15 protein-coding genes are annotated in these 21,280 nt (G+C 74.9%); 4 read left to right on the forward strand and 11 right to left on the reverse strand.

The window, feature by feature from the left end; genetic code table 11:
* Positions 1-690 (forward strand): non-reducing end alpha-L-arabinofuranosidase family hydrolase (locus ACWEFJ_RS34275; protein ID WP_449716288.1); only part of this gene is annotated, 690 nt, incomplete at its 5' end.
* Positions 691-873: 183 nt separating this feature from the next.
* Here ACWEFJ_RS34275 and ACWEFJ_RS34280 read toward each other — a convergent pair.
* From ACWEFJ_RS34280 to ACWEFJ_RS34290, 3 genes are all read right to left on the reverse strand, one after another.
* Positions 874-2,679 (reverse strand): glycoside hydrolase family 15 protein, encoded by a 1,806-nt coding sequence (locus ACWEFJ_RS34280; RefSeq protein WP_449716289.1) that lies wholly within the window; start codon positions 2,677-2,679, stop codon positions 874-876.
* A gap of 3 nt (positions 2,680-2,682) precedes the next feature.
* Complete coding sequence (locus tag ACWEFJ_RS34285) at positions 2,683-3,741, reverse strand: glucose 1-dehydrogenase (protein WP_449716290.1); 1,059 nt, start codon at positions 3,739-3,741, stop codon at positions 2,683-2,685.
* Positions 3,742-3,839: 98 nt separating this feature from the next.
* Positions 3,840-4,433 (reverse strand): CGNR zinc finger domain-containing protein, encoded by a 594-nt coding sequence (locus ACWEFJ_RS34290; protein ID WP_449716291.1) that lies wholly within the window; start codon positions 4,431-4,433, stop codon positions 3,840-3,842.
* Positions 4,434-4,560: 127 nt separating this feature from the next.
* Between ACWEFJ_RS34290 and ACWEFJ_RS34295 the strand changes: the two genes are divergently transcribed.
* Positions 4,561-5,472 (forward strand): pyridoxamine 5'-phosphate oxidase family protein, encoded by a 912-nt coding sequence (locus tag ACWEFJ_RS34295; RefSeq protein WP_449716292.1) that lies wholly within the window; start codon positions 4,561-4,563, stop codon positions 5,470-5,472.
* A gap of 14 nt (positions 5,473-5,486) precedes the next feature.
* Here ACWEFJ_RS34295 and ACWEFJ_RS34300 read toward each other — a convergent pair whose 3' ends face one another.
* Positions 5,487-8,012, reverse strand: coding sequence for a cation-translocating P-type ATPase (locus tag ACWEFJ_RS34300; protein ID WP_449716293.1), 2,526 nt, complete (start codon positions 8,010-8,012; stop codon positions 5,487-5,489).
* Positions 7,993-8,517 (reverse strand): CBS domain-containing protein, encoded by a 525-nt coding sequence (locus ACWEFJ_RS34305; protein ID WP_449716294.1) that lies wholly within the window; start codon positions 8,515-8,517, stop codon positions 7,993-7,995. The genes ACWEFJ_RS34300 and ACWEFJ_RS34305 overlap by 20 nt, the downstream gene beginning before the upstream one ends.
* 429 nt (positions 8,518-8,946) lie before the next feature.
* Between ACWEFJ_RS34305 and ACWEFJ_RS34310 the strand changes: the two genes are divergently transcribed.
* Positions 8,947-9,363, forward strand: coding sequence for a MerR family transcriptional regulator (locus ACWEFJ_RS34310; protein ID WP_378092811.1), 417 nt, complete (start codon positions 8,947-8,949; stop codon positions 9,361-9,363).
* Between the two features lie 257 nt (positions 9,364-9,620).
* A complete protein-coding gene (locus ACWEFJ_RS34315; protein ID WP_449716295.1) occupies positions 9,621-9,809 on the forward strand; it encodes a hypothetical protein in 189 nt (62 codons plus the stop codon).
* 39 nt (positions 9,810-9,848) lie between these two features.
* Here the strand turns inward: ACWEFJ_RS34315 and mce are convergent, their stop codons facing one another.
* Genes mce through ACWEFJ_RS34345 form a run of 6 tightly spaced genes read right to left on the reverse strand, consistent with a single transcriptional unit; the run spans position 9,849 to position 21,250 of the window.
* Positions 9,849-10,289, reverse strand: a complete 441-nt coding sequence (gene mce, locus ACWEFJ_RS34320) for a methylmalonyl-CoA epimerase (protein WP_378092807.1) — start codon at positions 10,287-10,289, stop codon at positions 9,849-9,851.
* A 56-nt stretch (positions 10,290-10,345) separates the two neighbouring features.
* The gene (locus ACWEFJ_RS34325) at positions 10,346-11,338 is read right to left on the reverse strand and encodes a TauD/TfdA family dioxygenase (protein WP_378092805.1); all 993 of its coding nucleotides are present in this window, start codon (positions 11,336-11,338) and stop codon (positions 10,346-10,348) included.
* Positions 11,339-11,384: 46 nt separating this feature from the next.
* Complete coding sequence (locus ACWEFJ_RS34330) at positions 11,385-14,258, reverse strand: non-ribosomal peptide synthetase family protein (protein WP_449716296.1); 2,874 nt, start codon at positions 14,256-14,258, stop codon at positions 11,385-11,387.
* Positions 14,255-15,022 carry a thioesterase II family protein gene (locus tag ACWEFJ_RS34335; RefSeq protein WP_378092800.1) on the reverse strand — a complete coding sequence of 256 codons (768 nt, stop codon included), beginning with the start codon at positions 15,020-15,022 and terminating at the stop codon, positions 14,255-14,257. The genes ACWEFJ_RS34330 and ACWEFJ_RS34335 overlap by 4 nt, the downstream gene beginning before the upstream one ends.
* Positions 15,019-16,683, reverse strand: a complete 1,665-nt coding sequence (locus ACWEFJ_RS34340) for a cyclic peptide export ABC transporter (protein WP_449716297.1) — start codon at positions 16,681-16,683, stop codon at positions 15,019-15,021. Before ACWEFJ_RS34340 ends, ACWEFJ_RS34335 begins: the two co-directional genes overlap by 4 nt.
* 4 nt (positions 16,684-16,687) lie before the next feature.
* Positions 16,688-21,250, reverse strand: coding sequence for a condensation domain-containing protein (locus ACWEFJ_RS34345; RefSeq protein WP_449716298.1), 4,563 nt, complete (start codon positions 21,248-21,250; stop codon positions 16,688-16,690).
* Positions 21,251-21,280 lie beyond the last annotated feature (30 nt).

A 21,280-nucleotide genomic window follows, 5' to 3' on the forward strand; every position in this document is an offset into this window, starting at 1 on the left:
AACATCAGCACCGTCGCGCCCACGCTGTTCTACTTCGCCCCGAAGAACATCTGGGTGCTGGCCTACCAGTGGGGCGGGACCGCGTTCAGCTACCGCACCTCGACCGACCCGACCAACCCCAACGGCTGGTCGGCCCAGCAGGTGCTCTCCACCGCCAGCATCACCGGCTCCGGCACCGGCCCGATCGACCAGACCATCATCGGCGACAGCCAGAACATGTACCTGTTCTTCGCCGGCGACAACGGCAAGATCTACCGCCAGGTCATGCCGATCGGGAACTTCCCCGGCAGCTTCGGCTCCTCCTACACCACGATCATGAGCGACTCGACCAACAACCTGTTCGAGGCGGTCGAGGTCTACAAGGTCAAGGACCGCACCCAGTACCTCATGATCGTCGAGGCGATCGGCGCCAACGGCCGCTACTTCCGCTCGTTCACGTCCACCAGCCTCGGCGGCTCCTGGACCCCGCAGGCCGCGACGGAGAGCAACCCGTTCGCCGGCAAGGCCAACAGCGGGGCCACCTGGACCAACGACATCAGCCACGGTGACCTGATCCGCAGCAACCCCGACCAGACCAAGACCATCGACCCCTGCAACCTCCAACTGCTCTACCAGGGCCGCAGCCCCAACTCCGGCGGCGACTACGGCCTGCTGCCCTACCGCCCCGGCCTGCTCACGCTCCAGCGCTGACCAGCCGACACAGGGCCACCCGAACCGGGCCGGCACTCCCACCCCGCGGTGGGGGTGCCGGCCCGTTCGTCTCGTCGGGCGGGCGGTGGTCGTTCCGGCGCGGGAAAGTCGTCCGCCTGCCGGTGGTCGGTGGCGATCCGGCGCGGTCAGCGGGTCGCCGACGCCGGTTCGGTCAGAGCGCCGTCACAGGGCCTGCTCGGTCCTGCCGGCCGAGGTGCTGGTCGAGGCGCCGCCGAGTCGGCGGGCGGTGTTGACCAGACCTTCCATGCTGAACGCCTGCGGGGTGTTGCCCATGTGGCGACCGGTGGCCGGGTCGTACTCCTCGCTGAGCAGGCCGACGTCGTTGCGCAGGCCGAGCAGCCGTTCGAACAGCTCCCGGGCCTCGTCGGCGCGGCCGGTGCCGTGCAGCGCGTCGACCAGCCAGAACGTGCAGGCCAGGAACGCGCCTTCGGTGCCCGGCAGGCCGTCGACGCCACCGTCGGCGTCGGTGCGGTAGCGCAGCACGAACCCGTCCTCGCACAACTCGCGCCGCACCGCGTCCACCGTGCCCCGCACGCGCGGGTCGTCCCAGGGCAGGAACCCGACCCTCGGGATCAGCAGGAGCGAGGCGTCCAGCCCTTCCGAGCCGTAGAACTGGGTGAACGTGCCCCGTTCGGCGTCGAAGCCCTGCTCGCACACGTCGGCGTGGATGCGGTCGCGCACCTGCCGCCACCGGTCGACCGGGCCGTCCAACCCGTGGTTCTCCACGGTGTGCACCGCCCGGTCGAGCCCTGCCCAGGCCATGACCTTGGAGTGCACGAAGTGCCGGCGCGGACCGCGCACCTCCCACAGCCCGTTGTCCGGGTCGTCCCAGTGGCCCTCCAGGTAGTCCAGCAGCGCCCGCTGGAGGTCCCAGGCGGTGTCGCTGGTGTGCAGCCCGGCCTCGCGGGCCAGGTGCAGACCGTCGAGGACCTCGCCCCACACGTCGAGCTGGAACTGGTCGGCCGCGGCGTTGCCGACCCGGACGGGTGACGCGCCCTCGTAACCGGACAGCCACGGCACGGTCTGCTCGGGCAGCCGCCGGCGGCCGTCGATGCCGTACATGATCTGCAGCTTCGCCGGGTCGCCCGCCACCGCCCGCACCAGCCACTCGCGCCAGGCGCGGGCCTCGGCCACGAAACCCGTGCCCAGCAACGCCTGGAGGGTGAACGTGGCGTCGCGCAGCCAGCAGTAGCGGTAGTCCCAGTTGCGCGGGCCGCCCCACTGCTCCGGCAGCGACGTGGTCGCGGCGGCCACGATGCCCCCGGTGGGCGCGTAGGTCAGGGCCTTGAGCGTGACCAGGGCCCGGCGGACCGCCTCCGACCAGGGGCCGTTGTAGGTGCAGCGGCCGATCCAGCCCCTCCAGAAGTCCTCGGTGTCCAGGACGGCCTGCTCGGGGTCGACCGCGTGCGGGCGCGGCAGGTGGGAGGCGGTGTGGGTGAGCACGAACGGCACCCGCTGCCCCGCCCGCACCTCGAACTCCGCGGTGGTGGTCAGGTCGTGCCCGTGCACCGGCACGCCGGCCTCCAGCCACACCGAGTCGGGCCCGGCGACCGCGGCCAGCGCGCCGTCGTGGTGGCGCACCCACGGCACGACGCCGCCGTAGTCGAACCGCAGCCGCAGGTCCATGCGCATCGGCACGCTGCCCGACACGCCTTCCACCACCCGCACCAGGTCGGCGGCCTCACCGCGCGGCGGCATGCAGTCGATCACCCGCACCGTGCCGTCCGGTGTGTCCCACTCCGACTCCAGCACCAGCGAGTCGCCCCGGTAGCGGCGGCGGGTGGCCGGGCCGCCGGTCGCCGGGGCGAGCAGCCAGCGGCCCGCGCTCTCGTCGTGCAGCAGCGCGGCGAAGCAGGCCGGCGAGTCGAACGCGGGCAGGCACAGCCAGTCCACGCTGCCGTCCCGGCCCACCAGCGCGGCGGTCTGCAGATCACCCAGCAGGGCGTAGTCCTCGATCGGTGACGGCACCGCTCATCGACCGCCTTCCAGCTCGACGACCACCTTCACGTCCTCCGGCCCGGCCTCGAAGGCCTCGGCGAAGGCGTCCAGCGGCACGCGCCTGGTGATCAGGCCGTCCAGCCAGTCCCGGTCCGCCGCCGCCAACGCTTCCGCCGCCTGCCGGTAGTGGCGCAGGTTGGCGTTGACCGAACCGACGACGGCGTTGTTCTCCAGCACCATCTCGCGGTTCACGCCACCCGCGTCGATCTCGGACTTCCGGCCGGGTTCCGACACGCCCGTGAGGCAGATGACGCCGTACGGGGAGGTGTTGCGCATGGCGGCGAACACCAGGGAGCCCACACCGGTCGCCTCGATCACCACGTCCGGCTGCAACTTCCCGGCCACCTCCTCGACGTCGCCGTGGTGGTAGGTCGCGCCCAGCTGCTCGACCAACGCCGGTTTCGGCCCGTCGGCGACCCGGTCCAGCACGTGCACCTCCAACCCCTGCTGGACCCCGATCATCGCCGCCAGCAGCCCGATCGGCCCCGCGCCCGTCACCAGCGCCCGCTCCGGCTCGAACCAGGCGCGCTCCCCCACCCGCCGCACCTGCTCCCACGCCTTGGCCACCACCGAGGTCGGCTCCATCAGCACCCCGACCCGTTCCAGCGCCGGGTCGAGCGCGACCGCGTAGTCGGCCTCCACGCACCACAGCCCGGCGCCGTACCCGTCCAGCTCCTTGATGCCGCGCTCGGTGTAGCGGCCGTTGCGGCAGTTGTCGAACTCGCCCCGCGCGCACGCCCCGCACGGCACCGGGTCCGGCCGCCGCACCACCCCCACCACGAGGTCGCCGGCGGAGAATCCGCTGCCCTCCGGGGCGCTCCTCACGCGGCCCAGCGACTCGTGCCCGAGGACCAGCCGGTCGCGTCCCGGCGGCGCCCACCCGTACTCCCCGTCGGCGATCTCCCGGTCCGTCCCGCACACCCCCACGACCAAGCCCTCGACCACCAACTCGCCCGGTCGTGGTTCGGGGTCCGGGAGCTCGGTCAACTGCAACGACCCGGCGGCGCCGGGCACGACGGTGAGTGCGCGCATGGTCGGGGACTACCCGTCGGCCCCGCACCCATGCCTCCGGGAGATCCGCGCGAGCCGGGCCGGGGCGGTCGGCCCTCACGGGGTGCGCACCGCGGCGGTCACGTCGTCGTGCCGCGGTGGCGTCGGTAGTGGCGGGCGGAGCGGGCGCGGTTGCCGCAGCCCGCCGAGCACCACTCCCGGCGGGGGTGGTCCTTGAGGAAGTACAGGACGCAGCCCGGTCCGAGGCAGGCGCGGAGTCGGTGACGGCCGTCCCCGCCGAAGAGGGCGATCGCGTCCTCGGCGATGGCCGAGACGACCGCGGCGACGGCCCGTCCCGCGGTGCGGGTGTGCCGTGAGGGCTCGGGTGTCCAGGACAGGGCGGACCAGCGGGGTGTGTCGGCGGCCGTCTCGTTGAGGACGCTCACGGCCGCGTGGAGCCCGTGCGGGTCGGCGGCCGCCGGGCGCGGGTCCTCGGTGACCTCGGCGGCCAGCCTGCGCAGCGCGTCCCGCAGGGCGACCAGGCGGTCGTGGTCGGCGGCGGTGGGTTCGCCCGGGGCGCTCGGGTGGTCCGTCCGGTGGTGGACGGCGTGCAGCCACGCCGTGACGCCGTCGCGATCGCGCAGCGCGTCGTGCACGCCGTCCCGGTCGGCGAAGAGGGTGTTCATCAGCTCGACCGGCAGCGGCTCACCCAGCAGCGGCGCATCGGTGCCCATGCCGTCGAGGCTAGCGCACTTCTAACGGTTGCCGTGGCCCTCATCCGTTGACACGAGCACGCGCCCGTGCCAGAGTTCTAACGGTTGCATACACAGCTAACCGTCAGAACCGAAGGGGTGGCGCGGCATGTCCGGTTTCCACGCGGGAGAGCTGGCCGTGCAGCGGCGGGCGGGCGTCTCCCAGGACGCGGCACGGCTCTCGGCCATGGTCGCCCCGGCCTCGCTCGGCGCGGGCATGGCGCGGTTCCTGGCCGAACGGACCTTCGCCGCGATCACCGCGCGCGACGGCGCCGGCGCGCTGTGGACCTCCCCGCTCACCGGCCCGCCGGGGTTCCTGCACGTCGACTCGGCGACCACCGTCACGGCGCGGACGTCGCCGGCCGAGGGCGACCCCCTCCACGACCTGCCGGCGGACCAGCCGGTCGGCCTCATCGCGGTCGAGTTCGCGATCCGCCGCCGCCTGCGCCTCAACGGCACGCTGTCCCGCGCCGGGCACGAAGGGCTGCGCGTGGAGGTGGAGCAGGCGTTCGGCAACTGCCCCCAGTACATCCAGGCCCGCCGCCTCCGCGACGCCGCCGCCACGACCCCGGCCGCCGCGCCGGTCCGACGCGGGACGGAACTCACGCCCGACGACGTCGCCCTGATCCGCCGTGCCGACACCTTCTTCGTCGGCACCACCCACCCCACCCGCGGCAACGACGCCTCGCACCGGGGCGGGGCGCCCGGCTTCGTGCGGGTCGAGGACGGCGGGCTGTGGTGGCCCGACTACCCGGGCAACAACATGTTCACCACCCTCGGCAACATCCACGCCGACCCCGAGACCGCGCTGCTGTTCTGCGACTTCGCCACCGGCCGCACCCTGCACCTGTCCGGTCGGGCCGAGGTCGGGTGGACCGATCCCGGAGCCCCCGGCGACGACGACCGGACCGGGCGCCGCGTCCGCTTCACCCCGGGGCACGTGGTCGCCGGCCGGCTGCTGCCGCTGCGCGCCGACTCCGTGTCGCCGTCCCCGCACAACCCGCCGCTCGCCGGCCGGTGACGGCTGGACCTCCGTCAGCGCGAGGACGTCCGACGCCACCACTTGTCGGCTTCCACCACGCCGTAGGCGACCACGGCCAGCGCCACCACGGCCGCCCAGTCGCGCCACCCGATCGGCGCGGTGTGGAAGAGGGCGTTCATCGCCGGCAGGTAGGTGAACACCAACTGGAGGCCGACGGTGAGGGCGACGCCGACCAGCAGCCACGGGTTGCGCCGGAGACCCACGTGCGGGCGGAGGTCGCGCAGCGACCGGCAGTTGAACAGGTAGGCGACCTGGGCCGCCACGAACACGTTGACCGCGACGGTGCGCGCCTCGTTCAAGGTGCCGCCGTGCAGGTGGAAGGCCGCGAACGACCCCGCCAGCAGCACGGCCGACACGAGCACGATGCGCTGCACCAGCGCCCCGGTCAGCAGGGGCAGCGACGGCGGCAGCGGCGGGCGGCGCATGACGTTCGGCTCGCGCGGCTCGAAGGCCAGGGTCAGGCCGAGCGCCACGGCGGTGGTCATGTTGATCCAGAGGATCTGCACGGGCAGGATCGGCAACGCCGTGCCGAGCAGGATCGCGGTGAGGATGACCAGGCCCTCGGCCATGTTCGTCGGCAGCGTCCAGATGATGAACTTGCGCAGGTTGTCGAAGACCGCGCGCCCCTCCTCCACCGCGGCGCGGATGGAGGAGAAGTTGTCGTCGGTGAGCACCATGTCGGCCGCCTGCTTGGCGACCTCCGTGCCGCCGCGGCCCATCGCGACGCCGATGTCGGCCCGCCGCAGCGCGGGCGCGTCGTTGACGCCGTCACCGGTCATGGCGACCACGTGCCCGGCCGCCTGGATCCGCTTCACCAGCCTCAGCTTCTCCTCGGGCGAGACGCGGGCGTGCACGGCGTCGTCGGGCAGGGAGAAGTGGGCGGCGATGGCGCGGGCGGTGCCGAGGTGGTCGCCGGTGATCATGCGGACCTCGATGCCCGCCTCCCGGCACGCGCGGACCGCTTCGACGGCCTCGGGCCGGGGCGGGTCGTGCATGGCCTGGAACCCGAGCGGCACGGCGCCGTGCAGGGCCTCCTCGGTCAACGGCACGTCCTCGGGCACGTGCGCCCGCGCGAACGCGAGCACGCGCAGGCCGCGACCGGCCAGCTCGTCGGCGGTCGCGTGGTCGGTGTCGCCGGTGAACCCGGCGATCCGCTCCACCGCGCCCTTGAGGTAGACGACGCCGCCGGTGTGGCGGGTGGCCATGAACCGGCGGGGTGAGGTGAACGGCAGTTCGTCCACGCGCGCGGGCACGTCGTCGGAGGTCAGGCCCGCTTTGCGGGCGGAGACGACGAGCGCGGCCTCGGTGGGGTCGCCGACGGCGGTCCACCGGCCGTCCTGGCGGACCACGTCGGCGTCGTTGCACGCCAGCCCGGCGAGCAGCACCTCGCGCACGGCGTCCGGCGGCGGGGCGTGATCGCCCAGCGGCGAGTAGCCGATGCCCTCGACCTCCCACCGGTGGCCGTCGGCGACGACCTGGCGGACGGTCATGGCGTTGGCGGTGAGGGTGCCGGTCTTGTCGGTGCAGATGACGGTCGTGCTGCCCAGGGTCTCCACGGCGGGCAGCCGGCGGATGACGGCGTTGCGGCGCGCCATGCGGGCGACGCCGATGGCCAGCGTCACCGTCACCGCGGCGGGCAGCCCTTCGGGGATCGCGCCCACGGCCAGCGCGACGGCGGCGGTCACCATGTCGGGCAGCGGCTCGCCGCGCAGCACCCCGATCACGACGGCGACCACGGCCAAGCCGAGGATGACGACGGTGAGCAGCTTGCCGAAGCGCGCCAGCTTGCGGGTGAGCGGCGTCTGCACGGTCGTGGTGGCGCCCACGAGCCGGTGCACCTGCCCGATCTCGGTGTCCGCGCCGGTGGCGACCACCACTCCACGCCCGCCGCCGGTCGTGACCAGCGTGCCGGAGTAGGCCATGTCGGTGCGGTCGGCCAACGCGGTGTCGTGCGGCACGGGCAGCGGGTCCTTGGCCGACGGCCGCGACTCGCCGGTCAGCGCCGACTCGTCCACGCGCAGCTCGCGCGTGCCCACGAGCCGCAGGTCGGCGGGCACCTGGTCGCCTTCCTCCAGCACGACCAGGTCACCGGGCACCAGCTCGTCGGACGCGATCCGCACCGCGGTCCCGTCGCGGATCACGGTCGCCTCGGTGCGGACCATGGCCTCCAGGGCGTCGAGGGCGCGTTCGGCGCGCACCTCCTGGAGGTAGCCGACGACGGCGTTGACCAGGACCACGCCCAGCACCACGGAGGCGTCCACCGCCTCGCCCAGCGCGGCGGTCAGCGCCGCCGCGCCGAGCAGCACGTAGATCAGCGGGTTGTGGAACTGGCCGAGCATCCGCCGCAGGCGCCCTGGGCCGCGCCGCTCGGGCAGCCGGTTGGGGCCCAGCGAGGCCAGCCGCTCGGCCGCCGCCGTGCCGGGCAGGCCGGTGTCGGCGTCGGTCTCGGCGAGCCGCACCACCTCGGGCACGGGCAGGCCGTGCGGCGTGGCATCGCGTTCAGCCGTCGCCGACGGCATCCCGCACCTCCGGGAGGACGACATCGACCACACCGGGGACCGCCGCCGCGACGTGCCGGTCGCGCTCGTGGCCGCGCTCGTGGTCGTGGTCGTGGTCGCGCTCGTGGTCGTGGTCGCGCTCGTGGTCGTGGTCGCGCTCGTGGTCGCGCTCGTGGTCGCGCTCGTGGTCGCGCTCGTGGTCGTGGTCGTGGTCGTCCAGGATCGACACCCGACGGTCCACCACGCACGCGCCGCGCACCCCGTGCGCCGGCCCCGTGAGGTCCGTGCCGGGGGTGGCGGTGACCGCGCCCGTCACGTCGGCGAGCGCCCTGCGCGGGGTGGCACGCGCCGGCTGCCCGTGCGGGAGCGTGCGCGGGTCGACGGGCAGCCGGTCGCGCAGCGCGTCGGTCTCGGTGACCACACCGACCAGGGTGCCGGCCGGGTCGACCACCGGCAGAGTGATGAACCCGTTGGTGGCGGGCAGGGCCACGGCGTCACCCGCTGTCGTCCCGGGCCCGACGGTCACCCCCTCAGGGTCTCGACCAGCGCCTCCGACCTGGCCCGCGCGTCCGCCTCGGACCGCACCGTGCAGTCGGCCGCCCGCAGGCGTTGACGACGTGCAGCGGCAGCTCCCACCGGGTCGCCTCGTCCCGGCCCACCTCCTCCGGGCGCGTTCACCCGAAGAGGTGCCGTCGCCGCACGGACCCGGCACCGCGCACCAGCACGCCGACGAGCGCCGGCGGCCCGAGCGCGCAGCAGTCGCACCACCGTTCGGGCCGCCAAATCGCTTCAGGTCACCATGTCGCACCTCCGATGCACTTCCCGTGCACGCTCCGCACCGCCCAGAATGCGTTGGGTGGCAGCAGGTCCCCACACCGCCCAGCCGCACGGCGGGACTGCCGAGCCGACCGACCCGGGAGCCACCATGACGGGAGACCTTCTGCCGATAGGCCGAGTGGCCGAGGAATCGGGTGTCGCGCCGTCGGCGTTGCGCTACTACGAGCGGGTGGGGCTGATCGAGGAAGGACCGAAGATCGGCGGCAAGAGGCACTACCCGCGCGACGTGCTCGACCGCCTGTCCGTGATCCGCATCTGCCAGAACATCGGTTTCAGCCTCACGGAGATCTCCTCGCTGCTGCGCGAGGCGGACGAGTCGGGCGGTTCGTGGCACCAGGTCGCGGCCCGACGCCGAGCCCGCATCCAGCGCGAGATCGAGCAGCGCCAAGCCTGGTTGGACACGCTCGACGCCACGCTCGCGTGCGGCTGCGCGCAGCTGCTCAAGTGCCCCCGGGTCGCCGGGTGCCCGCTGACGGTCGCGGCGAACCTCCGGAGGGGGCGCGCACGCGGCGACATCACCGGCCGTTCAGCCTGACCCGACGCGGTGACAAGCAGCCACAGCGGACCCGCACGCCGCGGACCGCGCGGCGACTCGACGTCCCTCCGATGTGGACAGCGGGGAACGCTCCGGCGGGTCACGTTCCCAACCCGACTACCGATCACCGGGCCGCCCCGGGTCGTCGGCGACACCGGACGGTGCGGTCGCCGCGCAGTCCTCGTGGGACCGACAACCGGTACGGGGTGGGCGGTCGCGGGTCGTTGTTCGCGGTTCGGGATCCGCGCGGGGGTCCGGTGACATCCGGGTCGTGGCGTTCGACCGGCACGGCGACGCCGGCGGCGTACTCGCGGTCGGCGGACCCCACCTCCCCGCACCACGCCGACCAGACCAGGCTGTTCTCCGCCGGCCGGTGGGCCGAGGGGCGGCACTGCGAGCGCGACATCCTGTCCTCGCCCGCGCTGCGCGTGGTGGTGTTGCGGTAGCGCGGGGCCGGGGCCGTCCGGCCCCGGCCCGCCACGCGGTCAGCGAGCGGGTTCGACCAGTTCGACGAGGATGCCGCCCACGTCGTTGGGGTTGAGAAAGGTCATGCGCGAGCCGGCGGTGCCGCGCCGCGGGGTGTCGTAGAGGAAGCGGACGCCGTGCGCCCGCAGCCCGGCCACCGCCGCGTCCAGGTCGGCGACGGTGTAGGCGATCTGCTGGACGCCCGGCCCGGAGCGCTCCAGGAAGCGGGCGACGGCCGAATCGGTGGCAATCGGGCTGAGCAGTTGCACGCGGGTGCCGGCGGGGTCGGACGCCACCTGGAGCATGGCTTCGCGGACGCCCTGTTCGACGTTGACCTCGATGCCCTCGCAGCGCATCCCGAACAGGGTCTCGTAACGGGCGACGGCGGCTTCGAGGTCGGCGACGACCAGGCCGACGTGGTCGACGCGCAGGACACCGGTGACGGGCAGGGTGCTGGTCATAAGCGGCGGGAGGCGCCTTCCCGGCGACTCCCTCCCCCTTTCGCTGGTCGGGTCGCTCAGGACAGGACGGCGCCGTTGGCGGGCCGGTGACCGCGGGTGCGGCGGTTGTCCAGGTGCAGGTAGATGCGGTGCAGCCAGCGGTCGCGGCCGTCGTAGCGGGGCAGGAACCGCGAGCGGCCGTGCAGCACGAGGCGGTTGTCGACGAAGACCATGTCGCCCGCCCGCAGCACGACCCCGGTCGCGCTCTCCGCCAGCGCCAGGCGCAGCCGGTCCAGCGCGGTGGCGGCCCCGGGGTCCAGGGCCGTGGTGGCGGCGAAGTCGACGCAGACGTCGGGATCCTCGGGGTCGCCGGTCAGGACGGGTTGGGGGCGGGTGTCCGCGCCGGAGTGGAACGAGGGCGGCGGCGCGGTGACGAAACGGGCGGAGTGCAGCACGGCGCGGTCGTGCGGGTCCAGCAGCGGCAGGGCGTGGCGGATGGACGAGACGAGGGTCCGCGCCCGCTTCTCGTGGTCCTCGCGCAGGCAGATCAGGCCCAGGTAGTCCGGTCGGTGCGGGTGGAAGGCGTTCTCGGTGTGGAACGCCAGTTCGGCCTCCGACCCGGCGTTGCTCTGGGAGTCCTCCAGGCCGTGGACCGGGACCACGTTGTGGACCAGGGCGCCGGACTTCTCGGCGCGGTAGGAGCCGACCTCGCCCAGGTGTGAGCCCAGCAGCACGGCGAGCGCGGCGGGCACGGTGGCCGTGCGCTCCACCGACTCGGCCACGGTCGGGGTGTCGGGCAGGGCGGCGTCCTCGATGGGCAGGCCGGTGACGAGCAACGTCCCCGCCACGCCGGAGTCGTGGCGGTAGTGGCGCAGGGTCCGCGCCAGGCGCGCGGGCAGGTGGCAGGTCAGCAGCCGGGCGCGGGACAACCAGGCCGGGTCGTCGACCGCGCCGGGTGGTGTGCCCACGACCTCCTCGGCCAGGGCGCGCAGTCCCTCCCGCTCGGCGGCGGTGAGGTCGATCCGGTGTTGGGCGACGAGGGTCGGGGGGTTCTGGTCGACAGCGGTCATCTCTGGCTCGTCCTCTCGAACGGGGGCGCCGCGGTGCGCGTGGTCGTCAGGGGGCGGGGAGTGCCCGGTGGTCGACCTTGCCGTTGGCGGTCAAGGGGATTCGGTCGATCACCGTGACCGTGGCGGGCACCATGTAGTCGGGCAGCTCGGCGGCCAGGCGCGCGCGCAGCGCGGCGGGGTCGGGGCGGGCGCCGCGGGCGGCCACCACGTAGCAGGCCAGGACCTTGACGCCGGGCGTGCTCTCGCGGGCCACCACGACGGCGTCGCGGACCTGCGGGTGCCGGGTCACGGCCGCCTGGACCTCCCCCAACTCGACCCGGTAGCCGCGGATCTTGACCTGGTCGTCCGCCCGGCCGAGGAAGTTCAGCGAACCGTCCGGCAGCCACTGGGCCAGGTCACCGGTGCGGTAGAGCCGGTCCCCGGGGCGGCCGTGCGGGTCGGGCCGGAACCGCTCGGCGGTCAACCCGGGCCGGCCCAGGTAGCCGCGGGCGACGCCGACGCCGCCGATGTGGATCTCGCCGGGCACGCCGACGGCCACCGGTTCCAGGTGGGCGTCCAGCACGTACATCGTGGTGTTGGGGATGGGCGGGCCCAGCGGAACCAGCTCGGTGGTGGGCGGCCCGGTCACCGGCTGGCCGGAGTTGCCGATGGTGATCTCGGTCGGGCCGTACTCGGTGGCGACCTTCGTGCCGCCCGGGCCGGCCAGCCGGATCCAGCGGTCGGCCAGGGTGGCGGGGAACGCGTCCCCCGCGGCGACGACGACACCGGCCAGCGCGTGCGCCTGCCGCGTGTCGAGCTGGTGGCACAGCAGGTCCAGGTGTCCCGGTGTCATCTTCACGAAGCTGTACGGGCCGCCCTCGACCAGGTGCCGGCCCAGGTCGGCCGGGGCGAGCGGCTCGGGCAGCAGGTGCACCGGCTGCCCGGTCAGCAGGGGCGTGAACAGGTTCGGGATGCCCAGGTCGAACGACGTGGAGGAGAACACCGCCGAGCCGCCGGAGCCGTGCGCGGCGTAGGCGTCCACCGTCCACGACAGGTAGTTCAGCAGGCCACGGTGCTCGACCATCACCCCCTTGGGGGTGCCGGTGGAACCCGAGGTGTAGATGACGTAGGCCAGGTGTTCCGGGCGCGGCCCGGTGGGCAGCCGGGTGGTCGGGTGGGCGTCGATCGCGTCGCGCTGCTCGTCCAGCCACACCGCGCGGCCGGCGAACCCGGTGCCGCCCAGGAACTCGCGCTGCGCGGTGTCGGACAGCACGACCCGGCAACCGGTCGACTCCAGCATGTGGCGCACGCGTTCGACGGGCAGGTCCGGGTCCAGCGCCAAATAGCCCGCGCCGGCCTTCCACGTGCCCAGCAGTGCGGGCAGGAGGTCCGGTGTGCGGCGCAGGCACACGCCGACGACGGTGTCGGGCTGCCCGAAGCCCAGGGAGGCGAGGTGTCGGGCGATCCGGGTGGCGCGCTCGTCCAGGGCGCGGAAGGTCAGCTCGACCGTGCCGACCCGCACGGCCACGGCGTCCGGGGTGACGCGGGCGCGGGTCTCGATCAGTGCCGCGGCGGTGGTGTCGTCGAGGGCGGCCCGGGGACCGGCGCCCCACGTCGAGAGCACCTCGTCCCGCTCGGCGGGCGGCAGGTGCGTACCCCGCGCGTCGCCGTCGGGGTCGGCGGCCATCGCCTCCAGCACCGATCGGTAGGTCGGGCCGAGGGTGGCGGCCGACCCGGGGCGCAGGACCGTGCGGACCAGCAGCGCCTCCGCCGTGGCGATGACGTGCACGCCGTAGCCCCGGTCCTCCTCCGGGACGACGGGGAGGCCGCCCCGGGTCTCGAAGAGGGCGTGGCGGCGCAGCTCCCCGGCGGCGACGGCCGGGCGGCGGTGGGCCGGGCGGTGGCGGGCGGCCTCCCGCGCGGTCTCCCGGACCGCCGCGACGAGGTCGCGCCACGTGGTCGCGGGCGCGGTGACGGCGAAGGGCAGCGGACCACCGGGCACCGACAGCGCCTCGGGCCGTGGCACGACCACATCTCCGCGCGACGCGGGCTCGGACGCCGACGACGCCTCGGTCCGAGGCACCACACCGGTGCGCGACAAGGGCTCGAACGCCGACCACGCCTCAGGCCGGGGCAGCACCACATCGCTGCGCATCGAGGGTTCGTTGGTGAGCGTGGTGAGCACCTTCAGGTGCGCGGCGAGCAGCACCTCGGGCAGCGGACCGAGCACGGCCAGGCCCGGCGCCAGGTCCGCCACGGGCACCTCGACCGCCCCGGGCCCGGCCTCGCGGGTCCACGGCGTGGGCAGGGTGAACGGGGCGAAGCCGTCGGTCACGGCGCGCCAGTGCGCGCGGCCCGCGCGGTCGAGCAGCCCGGCGCGCTCGGCGGCCACCCGCGGCGCGTGCCGGACCGCCGGGGCGTCCCGGGCAGCGTCCCGCAGCCCGTCCAGGACGGCCTCGGGGTCGACGGCGGCGGCCAGCACCGGGTGCAGGCTCACCAGCAGCGTCGCGCCGCCCTCGGGCGCGGGCACGGCGGCGACCCGCAGGGTGGCCCTCTCGTGGACCGCCGCCCTCTCCGCCGTGACCAGCCCGACCAGGTCCGCGTCCACCACGTCCACCACGTTCACCGGGACGGCGCTCTCGGCGTGCACCAGGCACAGCGGCTCCGCGCCCTCGCGGTCGACGGAGGTGCGCAGGACTTCGTGGGTGCGCACCAGGGCGTCCACGGCCTCGCGCAGGTGTTCGGCGGAGAACCCGGCGACCCGGCGGGCGCGCACCACGGCGGGCGCGCCGGCGGCGACGGCGGCCTGGTCGGGGGTCAGCGGGCAGGCGTCCACCACGAGGCCGGCCAGCCGGTCGCGGTCCGCGGGTCCGACGAGCGCGAACGGGGCGACGTCCGCGGGCGACGCCTGCGGTCGGGGGTTCGAGGCGAGCGTGGTCATGCCGGTCTCCTACCGGGTCGCGGGATGCCGGGGGTGAGCGCGGCGCCGATCTCGGCGAGGATCTCGGCGGTGGCGGAGTGCACGAAGAAGTGGTCGCCGGGCAGCACCCGGAGCCGGACGTCGCGGTCGGAGTGCGTCCGCCAGGCGGGCAGTGACGAGTAGGGCACGGACGGGTCGTCCGAGCCGGCGAAGACGGTGATCGGCACCGGCAGCGGCGCCTCGGGCCGGTGCTCGTAGGTCTCCAGCACGGAGAAGTCCGCGCGCAGGGTGGGCAGCGTCAACGCCATCAGCTCGTCGTTCGTGAGCAGCTGCGGCGGCGTGCCGTTGAGCAGGCGCAGCTCCCGCACCAGGTCGGCGTCCGACGCCGCGTGCAGCACCGGGCGGGTGCGCGGCACGGACGGCGCCGACGCACCGGAGACGAACAACCGGCGCGGCATCGGCTGGCCCAGCGACCGCAGCCGCCGGGTCAGCTCGAAGGCCACCAGCGCGCCCATGCTGTGCCCGAACAGCGCGAACGGCCGGTCCAGCGCGGGCAGCAGCGCCTCCGCCAGGTTCGCCACCAGCGGTCGGACCCGCGTGTGCGGCGCCTCCGACAGCCGCCTGCCCCGGCCGGGCAGCTCCACGGCGCGGACCTCGACGTGCCCGGGTGCGCGGGTCGACCACTCCCGGAACGCGGCCGCGCCGCCACCCGCGTAGGGGAGGCAGAACAGTCGGAACGCGGCGTCGGGCCGGCGTTGCGGCACGTGCCACCACAGCTCGTTCACCCGGCGCCTCCCGCACGGGTCGGCAGCGAGCGGGGCGTTCCCGTTCCGTCGGGCGGGCCGGGGTCCTGCGGCAGGAGGAGGCCGTCCTCCAGCCGGAACAGGCGGTCGGCCAGGTCGAAGTAGCGGTCGTCGTGGCTGATGACCACGACCGCCTTGTCCCGCGCGCGCAGCTCGGGCAGCAGCTCCCGGTAGAAGACGTCCTTGAAGACGGGGTCCTGGTCGGCCGCCCACTCGTCGAAGACGTAGCAGGGCCGGTCGGACAGGTAGGCGGCGAGCAGCGCGAGCCGCTTGCGCTGGCCCTGCGACAGCGCGGTGGTGGAGAACCGGTCGCCCTCGACGCGGACCTTGTGGTCGAGCCGGAGGCGGCGCAGGTACTCGCGCGCCCGATCCTCGCGGTCCGCGGCGGGCAGGCCGACGAGGCTGTCGAAGAGGAAGAAGTCGGTGAACACCGCGGCGAACGACTGGCGGTAGCCCTCGATGCCGCCGACGTCGACGGGCACCCCGTCGACCGACACCCGGCCCGACTCCGGCTCGTACAAGCCGGTGATCAGCTTGGCCAGCGTCGTCTTGCCGCTGCCGTTGCCGCCCACCACGAACGACACCTCGCCCCGGCGGATCTCCAGGTCGACCGGTCCCAGCGTGAACTGCTCGCCCTGCGGGCCGGGGTAGACGTGGCGGACGCCGCGCAGCTCGATCCGCCGCCACGTGGGCGCCACCGCCCCGGCCACCGCCGGAGGCGCCGCGGCGGGCAGCTCGGCCAGCAGCTCGTCGAGCTTGCCCAGCGCCACCGAGGCGCGGCCGAGCTGGGGCACCCAGATCAGCACGCCCTGCAGGCTGGCCACCAGGAACAGCAGCACCATCACGGTGTCGGCGAGGGCCCGCGGGGGCAGCGCGAAGTGCAGCGGGAGCACGAAGACCAGAACGCCGACGAGGGCGAAGAACAGCGCCTGGCCGCTGCCGGCGGCGCCCTCGAACACCGTCAGGCCGCGGATGCTGTGGTCGCGGTAGGACAGCGCGGTGCGGTCCAGCGCCTCCCCCGCCAGGGCGTCGCGCCGGGCCCGGTCGAGCTTGAGCTCCTTGGCGCCCCCGGTGACCGCGCGGAAGTGCTCGAACAGCCGGTCCTGCTCCTCCCGCGCGGCGTTGAGCCGGCGCATCCCCCCGATCGAGAACAACCGGTAGACCGCGGCGCCGACCACCGTGGCCAGCAGCGCGGCCACCGCCACCACCGGGGACACCACGACCAGGTAGACCAGGCCGACCACGACGAACGCCACGCCGGAGCAGACCGCGGGCAGGCCCGGCACGACGTCGGCGACGACGATCACGTCGTCCGACAGCGCCGAGTACAGCCGCGCCGGACCCAGCTTCTCGGTGGTGCGCAGGGGTGCGTCGAGCACGCCGTCCACCAGTCGGCGGCGCAGCCGGTAGATCACGTCCTGGGACAGCCGGAACAGCATGCGCTGCGCGGCGAACCGGGCCAGGACGGTGACCGCGCACAGCGCGACGTAGCCCCACACGACCGCCCGGTCCGCGCCCCGGGCCAGGGCCAGGTTCACCACCACGATGAACGCCGCGCCCGCCGCGCCGCTGACCAGGCCGGCCGCGATCGCGGCCAGGAAGACGCGCGGCGACGAGCGCATCAGGTGCCGGAACAGACCCACGGGCTCATCCCCGCCTTCCCAGTTCGGTGCCCAGCAGCAGGGCACGCAGCACCCCGACGCGCCGGTCGGGGTCGGTGACCACCGCGCGCAGCAGCACCGGCCACACCGCGGCCATGGCGGCGAGCGCCCGGGGCTCGACCGCTCCGGGGGCGTGCAGCCACACCCCGCGCAGCGCGCCCGTGTCGTCCTCGCGCACGATCAGGCCGAGGTCCACGGCCACCCGGCCGAAGTCGGCGACCACCTCGGTGAACACGTAGTCGTCACCGAGCCCCGCGGCCGCCGGCGCGACCGTCAGACCGGGCAGCGCGAGTTCCGGCAGCGCGGCGTTGAGCAGGTTGAACGTGATCCGGGTGAGGTCGCGGTCGGTCACCGCGCGCAGCGGGGCGCCCTGGTGGGCCTGCGCGTCCGCCAGGTCGGCGCGGACGCGGCGGACCAGTTCGCGGAACGACGGGTCGTCGGACAGGTCGACGCGGATCGCGAGGTGGTTGACCAGGAAACCGATCAGGTTCGCCGTCTCCGGCCGCTCCCGGCCCGCGACCGGGAAGTCGACCACGACGTCGTCGTGGCCGGAGTAGGCCGACAGCAGCACCTGGAAGGCGCTCATGAGCACGGCGAACAACGTCGCGCTCTCCGCCCGCCCCAACGCCCGCAGCGCCGCCGCCTCGCCCGGCTCCACGGTGAAGTCGGTGACCGCGCCGGTCGGCGGGGCGGGGTCCTGGTGGGCCGGCGCGGTGAAGCGCGGCGGCGGCGGCAGGTCGGCCAGCCGTACCCGCCAGTGCGCCAGGTCGGCGTCCAGGGCTCCCGCGGCGAGCCGCCGCTGCTGCCAGGCGGCGACGTCGGCGAACGCGACCGGCAACGCCGGCAGGTCGGCCTCGCGGCCCAGGACGCGCGCGGCGTAGCACCGCGACATCTCGTGCAGCAGCACGCCGTAGGACCAGTTGTCGGTGACCAGGTGGTGCATCACCTGCACCAGCACGTGCTCGCGCTCGGCCAGCCGGATCAGCACGGCCCGGACCGGCGGCTCCTGGGCGAGGGAGAAGCCGCGGTGCTCCTCGGCCAGGACCGCGCCGCGCAGGGCGGCTCGACGCGCGGCCGGCCCCAGCGCACCGAAGTCCACAATGGACAGCGGCCACGTGCCGCCCGACAGGACCTGCTGCGTCCACGCGCCGTCGCGGCGCACCACCCGGGACCGCAGCGGCTCGTGCCGGCGCACGATGTCGTCGAGCGCGGCGCGCAGGGCGTCGACGTCGAGGACGCCGGTCAGCGCGATGGCGGTAACCACGTTGTGGAACGGGTCCTCGGGCGGCAGCGGTCCGTGCTCGCACAGGTCCCGCTGGGCGAACGACAGCGGCAGCGCGGCGGAGCGGTCGGCGGCCGGGATCGGGGCGGGCCCGGCCGAGGCGTCACCGCGGCGGATGCGCTCGGCCATCGCCGCCACCGTGGTGCCGTCGAACAGCTCGCGCAGCGGCACGTGCACGCCGTGCTCAGAGCGCACCCACGCGGCCAGCTTGGTCACCAGCAGCGAGTGCCCGCCGAGGTCGAAGAAGTCGTCGTGCACGCCGACGCGCGCGACGCCCAGCAGCTCGCGCCACGCCCGCGCCACGGAGTGCTCCAGCTCGTCGCGGGGGCCGACGAACCGCTCCACCGCGCCGGCGGCGGTCGGAGCGGACAGGGCCGCGCGGTCCACCGTGCCGGCGGAGGTCAGCGGCAACTCCCCCACCACCTCGACCGCGGCCGGGACCAGGGGGTCGGGCAGCCGCTCGCCCGCCCACCGCAGCACGTCCGCGCCCGTGGTCGAACCGTCGACCGTGACGCAGGCGACCGGTTCACCGGCGCGGTCGACCAGGACCGCCGCGCGGACCGCGGGGTGCGCGTCGAGCACGGCCTCGACCCGGCCCCGATCCACCCGGAAGCCGTGCCGGCGCATCGGCTCGTCGACCCGGCCCAGCCACTCCAGGGCGCCGTCAGGGCGCACGCGCGCCAGGTCCCCGGTGCGGAACACCAGCCGGTCCGGGTCGAACGGGTGCCCGCCGAACCGGCCGCCGCCCTCGTCCCCGACCCGGCCCGCGGCCAGTCCCGCGCCGGCGACGACCAGCTCGCCGGGCGCCCCCGCGGGCACCGGTTGGTCGAACGCGCCCAGCAGCAGGACCTCGGTGTTGGCGACCGGTGCGCCGATGGGCGCGGCGCCGTCACCGTCCCGGGGGCCGCACGTCCACGCGGTCACCGCGCCGGTCGTCTCCGGGGTGCCGAAGAGGTGGTGCAGCCGGGCGTCGAGGCGGGCGGCGGCCAGCTCGCGCAGCGAGCGCGGCAACGCCTCACCGCCGCACAGCACGTGCCGCAGCGCGACGCCCTCGCCCGATGCGGGGTCGTGCAGGAACTCGCGGAGCCGGGCCGGGGTGAAGCACGCGACCGTGACGCGCTCGTCGCGGATCGTCCGCGCGGGTGACGCGTCGGCGACGACGACCGCCGCGCCCGCCACCAGCGGCCACAGCAACTCGCGCACCGCGGACTCGGCGGTCAGCGCGCCGTGCCGCACCACGCGGTCGGTCCCGTCCAGCGGGCACAGGTCCTGCAGGACCAGCACGGCGTTGCGCAGCGCGCGGTGGGGGATCATCGCGCCCGACGGGAACGCCACGAGCGCCAGGTCGTCGCCGTGCACCGGCACGCCCGGGTCGGCGTCGGACTCGGCGGACAGCCCGCCGTCGAGCTCGTCCAGGTCCACCGGCTCGACGTCGGGCGCGCCGTCGAGCACCTCGGCCGGCACACCGCCGCGGGTCAGCAACACCGACACCCCCGCCCGGTCGCAGAAGCGGGCCACCCGGTCGGCGGGCAGAGCCGGGTCCAGCGGCGCCACGGCCGCGCCGGTCCGCAGGACCGCCAGCACCGCGACCGCGGTCTCCGGCGCACGCGGCAGGCGCACGCCGACCAGCGCCCCCGCGCCGACGCCCAGGCGGCGCAGCCAGTGCGCGAGGCGGTTGGCGGCGCGGTCGAGCCCGGCGCGGTCCAGCGACCACTCCCCCGCCCGCACCGCGACCGCGTCCGGCGCGTCGAGCGCCCGGTCGCCCACGCACTCGTGCACCCAGCCCCGGTCCGGCCAGTCCCGCACCTCGCCCGCCTGCCGTCGTCCCGGGTCGGCGACCCTGACGGCGCTCAGGCGCAGGCCGGGATCGGCGGCCACGTCGGCGAGCAGCCCGGTGAACCGCTCCACCAGCTCGCGGGCGGCCGGCTCGTCGTAGAGGTCGGTGCTGTACTCCAGCTTGCCGGTCACGGCGTCGCCGTCCTCGAACAGCTCCAGCAGCAGGTCGAACTCCGCCTTGCGAGCGGGCAGGGGCATCGGCCGCACGCGCACCGGGCCGTCGTCCCACGGCGGCAGCGGCACGTTCTGGTAGGAGACCAGCACCTGGAACACCGGGGTGTGCGCCGGTGAGCGGCGCGGTCGCAGCCGCTGCACCAGCTGCTCGAACGGGATCGCCTGGTGGTCGTACGCGGCCAGGCAGACCGCCGCGACCCGGCGCAGCACCTCGGCGTAGTCCGGGTCGCCCGCCAGGTCCGTGCGCAGGGCGAGGGTGTTGAGGAAGCAGCCGACCAGCGGTTCCAGCTCGGTCAGGGTGCGGTTGGCCACCGGGGTGCCCACCACGACGTCGTGCTCGCCGGACAGCCTGGCCAGCAGCATCTTGAACGCCGCCGTCAACGCCATGAACAAGGTCGCGCCCTCGGCTCGGGACAGCTCGCGCAGCCGGGCGACCACCGCCCGCGGCAGCGTGAAGGGCACCGAGGAGCCGCGGTAGGTCTTCTCCCGCGGCCGGGGGAACGGGGTGGGCAGGCCGATCTCCGCCGGCGCGCCGGCGAGCTGCCGGGTCCAGTGCTCCACATCGGACTCCCACGCCGCGGTGCCCCCGTCGACCTGCCAGCGGGCGAAGTCGGCGTACTGCACCGGCAGCGGCGGCAGGTCCGGTCGCGCGCCGGACGCCAGCGCCGCGTACGTCCGGACGAGGTCGTGCATGAGCACGCCCATGGACCACCGGTCGCAGACGATGTGGTGGATGTTGACCAGGACCGCGGTGTCGTCGTCCGCGAACTCCAGCAGCCGCACGCGCAGCAGCGGCCCGCTCGACAGGTCGAACGGCCGGGCGACCAGCTCGGCCTCGCGCCGCTCCACTTCGGCGGGCACGTCCGCCGGGTCGGTCCCGCGCAGGTCCACCACGTCCACCTCGGGCGGCAGCTCGGCCCGCACCCGCTGCACGGGCACACCGTCGACCTCGGTGAACACCGTGCGCAGCGACTCGTGCCGCGCGACCACCTCCGCGCACGCCGCGGTGAAGACGTCGGAGCGCAACCCGCCGCGCACGCGCAACGCCGCGGAGATCACGTACGAAGCGGCGTTGGCCGAGTAGCGGTCCAGGAACCAGAACCGGCTCTGCGGGAACGCCAGCGGCACCGGGGCGGCGGGGTCGGGCCGCTTCGGCACCGCAGGCGTGGCCGAGCGGTCGATGCCCTCGGCGCGCAGCAGGCTCTCCAGGAGCTGCCGGCGCCGGGCCGAGAGGGTGAAGCGACTGGTGCTGGTCACGGTGCGGTCCTCGCGGTTGTTCGTCGTGGG

It is taken from the genome of Actinosynnema sp. NPDC004786, assembly GCF_053601135.1.